Source organism: Pontibacter harenae (assembly GCF_020907245.1).
In the GTDB taxonomy this organism is placed as follows: domain Bacteria; phylum Bacteroidota; class Bacteroidia; order Cytophagales; family Hymenobacteraceae; genus Pontibacter; species Pontibacter harenae.
Window position 1 is genome coordinate 1 of record NZ_JAJJWH010000084.1, and the last position, 5,748, is coordinate 5,748.

Below are 5,748 nucleotides of genomic sequence, written 5' to 3' on the forward strand. Positions count from 1 at the left end.
GATAATGCCTTTATCGAGTCCTTCAACGGGAGCTTTAGGGACGAGTGCCTGAATGTGAACTGGTTCCTCTCTCTGGAGGATGCCCAGGAAAAGATCGAGGCTTGGCGGCAGGAGTATAATGGCTTCCGTCCCCACAGTTCACTAGGTGACAGAACACCGGAGGAGTGGATACAAAACAACATAGTAAAACCTGAATTCTCTACTTTTGACCAATCCTAAAAATGGGAGGACCTCAAAGATAAAGCTTCTTTGGGCACAAACAGCCCTCAAACGGGTAAACTATCGTCCTTGATATAACTAACTGTTAATGTATAAGTTCTTTCAAAATTTAGTCATAGTTGTGTGCCTTGTAAGCCCTTGTGCTACGTTGGCTCAAAAGCAAAAGCAGCATAAAAATCCAACAGTTATCACAGTAGATGCTCTTAAAAAGGCGCAGGTGATGGATAATTTTGGAGCCTCAGGGTGCTGGTTTTCAGAAGGGATAGGAAAGTATTGGCCTGACGAGAAGAAGGAGCGCATTGCGGAGTTGCTTTTCAGCAAAGAGGTTGATGCGCAAGGTAATCCTAAAGGTATAGGGCTGTCGGCCTGGCGCTTTAACATTGGTGGGGGTACGGCAGAGCAAGGTGACAGCAGTGGCATAAGAGACGTAAACAGGAGAGTTGAAAGCTTTCTTAGCCCCGACGGTACCTATGACTGGAGCATACAAGCTGGATATAGATGGTTTCTTAGAAGAGCCAAAGATTACGGTGTAGAAAGGCTGATTGCTTTTTCGAACACGCCTCCGGTGCAGTTTACACAAAACGGCCTCGGATTTAAAACAATCAAAGACTACCGTTCTAATTTAAGGCCAGATAAATATACCGCCTACACCGACTTCCTGGCAGAGGTAATAAAGCATTTCGAGCAGGAAGGAATTCGATTTGACTACATAAGCCCAGTAAATGAACCACAGTGGGATTGGTCTAATAAGTTTGGTGAGGCAAAACAAGAAGGTACACCCTGGACAAATGAAGAGATAAGCCGTGTGGTTAAAGCGCTGGATAATTCTTTAACGCAGAAGCAACTCCAAACAGAAATACTGTTTCCCGAGGCTGGCATGCTTACCTACCTCTACGGAGGTTCTTCTACGGCTTCTAAGCAGGTGCAGCAGTTCTTTGGTAAAAGCAGTAATTTATACCTTGGCGACCTGAAGCATGTGCCCAGATTAGTTGTAGGGCATAGTTATTTTACTGATTCTGGCGATAGTGCTATCGTAGCCATACGGAAGCATGCCGCTGATACTGTAAAGCAGTATGGCGTGGATTTTTGGCAGTCAGAATATTCTATGCTGGGAGATGGCTTCAGAGAAGGTATAAAAGGTAGAAGATCTGCGATGGATTGTGCCCTGTTCCTGGCGAAACTGATCCACCAGGATTTAACCGTTGGAAATGCAGCCGCATGGCAGTTCTGGAATGCTTACGAGCCAGTTAATGCTAACGTAGACACACGTTATTACCTGATTGCCCTACAACCTGACAAAGATTTTAAGAATGGCAACTTCAGCGAAACAAAGAACCTTTGGGCGCTTGGGCACTACAGCCTGTTTATCCGACCAGGAATGCACCGTGTCATGACGCATCGTAGCGATGGCCTTCAGGCGGTAGAGGCTGCACAGAAGCTAATGGTATCTGCATTTGCCGATGGTGCAGGAAAGAAAGTGGTGTTGGTTGCTGTTAATTACGAAAATGAAGCGCAAGCACTGAAGCTTGATATGAAGAACTTTCCTAAAGCCCGCACATTCAAAAGCTATGTAACTACTGCTTCCTCAGACGATAACATGAAAGCAATGCCTGCTCAGAAAGTAAAAGACGGCGTAACTTTACCTCCCCGTTCTATCACTACTATTGTTATAGAGCGTCAATAATGTAGCCATACTTAAACAAGTTGCTGCGCTGTTATCTTATATGTTCTTTATTGTAAGACTAATGAACTTCTAAAGTTATTTGCGCATGAATTACAGAATTTTGCTATCTATTTAGTAAGCACTCACCAAAAAATCCTTATTTTGGCCATTAGGTAATAATTCACCTAATTTAAGTTGGTAATGCACTCCCTCTGTGGTGGATATTGTAACGTGAATTTTAGTAAGAAAAAGAGCATGAAAAGGCTATAAGGCTTTATTAAGAGGTGAAATAAAGCTTTCTACCTAGCAGTAGATTTGTGCTTCTGCAGCTAATAAATTTAGAGACTGAGAAATCTAGTGTTGCAAGCCATAACTAGTACTTAATAAGATTAAAACATTTACAATAACTAAATCAATAGGAATAAATGCGAAGTATAATTATTTTTTTCTGTGTTTTGTGGGCAAATGTGCTGCTGGCACAACAGAACGAAGGAAATGAGTGGGAAAACCAGACCGTTCTGGATCTTAACAAGGAGGAGCCACGGGCTACCTTTATGTTGTATGAAAAAGCACAGGATGCTCGTAAAGACGACTATAGTAAATCTCCTTACTACCAGTCTTTAAATGGTAGCTGGAAATTTTCTTTGGTAAAGAAGCCTGCTGATAGGCCACAGGATTTTTATAAAGCAGGTTTTGATGACAGTAAGTGGGGAAGTATACCTGTACCTTCTAACTGGGAACTGGAGGGCCATGATATTCCCATCTATACAAACATCGTTTATCCTTTTCCTGCAAACCCGCCCTATGTAGACAACAACTACAACCCTGTGGGTACTTACCGCAGAACATTTACGGTTCCTAGTGCATGGTACGGACAGGAAGTGATACTATACTTTGGTTCTATTTCGGGCTATGCCCAGGTATATGTGAATGGGCAAAAAGTAGGCATGACCAAAGCTGCCAAAACGCCAGCCGAGTTTAATGTAACTAAGTATCTGAAAAACGGAGAAAACCAACTGGCTGTGCAGGTGTTCCGCTGGCACGACGGTAGCTACCTGGAAGATCAAGATTTTTGGCGCTTAAGCGGTATCGAGCGTGATGTGTATCTGCAGGCGATGCCAAAGACAACTGTCTGGGACTTTTTTGTAAAGGGAGATTTAGATAGTAAGTACAGAAATGGCCTTTTCAATGCGGCGGTAGACCTGCGGAAATTTGAAGGCAGTAACACAGATAAAGCGACCGTGTTGGTAGAGCTTTATGATAGCAATAACAAGAAAGTTTTTACGCAAGAGAAAACTACGGCAGTAGGTGCAGCTACAGAGCAATTAAACTTTGATGGAACAGTTAAAAATGTGCAGAAGTGGAGTGGGGAGTATCCGAACCTATACAGCTGTGTGATTACGCTGAAAGATGGACAGGGTAAAATAGTGGCTGTAACTGGTAATAAGGTTGGCTTCCGAAAAGTTGAAATCAAAGATGCCCAACTCCATGTGAATGGAATGCCTGTTTTGGTGAAAGGCGTTAACCGCCATGAGCATGACGAAGAAAAAGGCCACGTGATAAGCAGAGAATCGATGTTGAAAGACATTGAACTGATGAAGTTGTATAACATTAATGCAGTACGTGCCAGCCATTATCCGAACGACCCGCTATGGTATAAACTGTGCGATGAGTATGGCATGTATTTAGTTGATGAAGCAAACATAGAGACACACGGAATGGGTGCGGAGTGGCAAAGCTGGTTCGATAAGAAGAAGCATCCTGCTTACCTTTCTGCTTGGGCTCCAGCGCATATGGACCGCATCCAGCGTATGGTGGAACGAGACAAGAACCACCCGTCTGTTATTATATGGTCATTGGGTAATGAGAGTGGCAACGGCGATGTATTTCATGATGGCTACAAGTGGATAAAAGAGCGTGATAAAACACGTCCTGTGCAGTTCGAGCAAGCTGGCGAAGATTGGAATACTGATATTGTAGCTCCTATGTATCCTTCCATCAGCAACATGAAATCTTATGCAGCTTCAGATAAAAAGCGACCTTACATTATGTGTGAGTATTCTCATGCAATGGGCAACAGTAGCGGAAACTTTAAGGAGTACTGGGATATTATCCGCAACTCACCAAAAATGCAGGGTGGTTTTATCTGGGACTGGGTAGACCAGGGTCTCAAAACGAAGGACAACAATGGCAACGAGTTTTGGGCATATGGAGGAGACCTTGGTGCTTTTCACCTACAGAACGACGAGAACTTTAACGCCAATGGTTTGGTAGCTGCAGATCGCTCTCCTCACCCTGGGCTGTATGAGGTGAAGAAGGTATACCAGAATATTTTATTCAGCGCAAAGGACCTTTCAAAGGGAACGATCTCCGTTAAAAACGAATATGATTTTACTGATCTTGATAAGTATACCTTTAAGTGCCAGATATTTAAAAACGGTGAATTATATGGAGAGGAAAACTTCAATGTAAAGCTTGCACCGCACGAGCAAAAAGATGTGAGGCTAAAATTACCAACCATTAATGCGAAAAACGGAGAAGAGTATTTCCTAAATGTATATGCCTACACTAAGAATGCAACAGAACTTGTTCCGGCAGGGCATGAGATTGCAAGAGAACAACTTAGTTTAGGCAGCAGCAACTACTTTGTAACCTCATCGCCTGAAGGAGACTTGAAAATTAACAGAGACGGCGATAAGCTTAAATTTGAATCTGGAAACATTACAGGTGAGTTTAATACAAAACAAGGCCGTCTGACCTGGTATGCTCAGGACGGTGAATGGATTATAGGGAAATACCCAGAACCTTACTTCTGGCGCGCGCCTACCGACAACGACTTTGGCAACGGAATGCCAGAGAAATTGGGTGTATGGCGTAATGCCCATGCAAACCGCAAAGTAAAAAATGTGGAAGTAGGGCAGAAGCAAACAGATGGACTACCGATTAAAGTTACTTATGAGCTTACAGATATCAATGTTCCATACACGATAGAGTATTTAATTCAGAACGATGGCTCTATCAAAGTGACAGCCTCTATAGACATGGAGGGAAGAGATTTGCCAGAGTTGCCTCGTTTCGGTATGCGAATGGAGTTGCCAGGGCGGTTCGAAAATCTAAGTTACTACGGCCGTGGACCTTGGGAAAACTACAGCGATAGAAAGACTGCTTCTTTTATAGGTAAACATGAAGACAACGTAGAGAATCAGTTTACCAAAAACTATATCCGTCCGCAGGAGAATGGCTACCACGCAGACGTGCGTTGGGTTAAGTTAACAAATGATGCTGGCCAGGGACTGCTGGTAGAGGGCATGCAACCTCTCGGTTTCAGTGCCCTGAACTACGAAGCAGAAGCGATGGACCCAGGACTAACTAAAAAACAGCAGCATCCGACAGATCTCAAACCAAAGAATTCGGTATTTCTGCATGTAGACTTAAAACAGCGCGGTGTTGGAGGTGATGATAGCTGGGGACGCTTACCGCATGATGAGTATAGACTGTTAGACAAGAAGTACACCTACACTTACAAAATCAGTTTGATTGATAACAACAACCAGAAAGCGGTAGGCAAACTAGACAAAACGAAATAGTCTGTTCCATCATTTCTAAAGAGGAATCTTAATAGTAGAAAGCCAGTTTGCTAACTGCTGTTAAGGTTCCTCTGTCATTACTAAATTCTTAAACCTGCCTTTATAAAATGATAGGCTAGGAAAGAAAATAACTAGTTGTTGCTAGCAATCCAATCATTAACAAATAGACATCATTGAATTCATGCTTATGCAAGATTTGATTATTGATAAATTCAAGGCAATCTACAAGACAGACCCTGTTGTTGTCCGCTCTCCTGGTAGGGTGAACCTGATCGGGGA

The 5,748-nt window shown here is 43.0% G+C and carries 4 protein-coding genes; all 4 read left to right on the top strand.

Annotation, left to right across the window (positions count from 1 at the left end):
- Positions 1-219, top strand: a 219-nt coding sequence (locus tag LN893_RS20070; RefSeq protein ID WP_229973180.1) for an integrase core domain-containing protein, incomplete at its 5' end; no start/stop codon positions are given.
- An 88-nt stretch (positions 220-307) separates the two neighbouring features.
- Positions 308-1,903, top strand: a complete 1,596-nt coding sequence (locus LN893_RS20075) for a glycoside hydrolase (RefSeq protein ID WP_229973182.1) — start codon at positions 308-310, stop codon at positions 1,901-1,903.
- Positions 1,904-2,307: 404 nt separating this feature from the next.
- A complete protein-coding gene (gene lacZ, locus LN893_RS20080; protein WP_229973184.1) occupies positions 2,308-5,469 on the top strand; it encodes a beta-galactosidase, LacZ type in 3,162 nt (1,053 codons plus the stop codon).
- A 187-nt stretch (positions 5,470-5,656) separates the two neighbouring features.
- Positions 5,657-5,748, top strand: a 92-nt coding sequence (locus tag LN893_RS20085) for a galactokinase family protein (RefSeq protein ID WP_229973186.1), incomplete at its 3' end; no start/stop codon positions are given.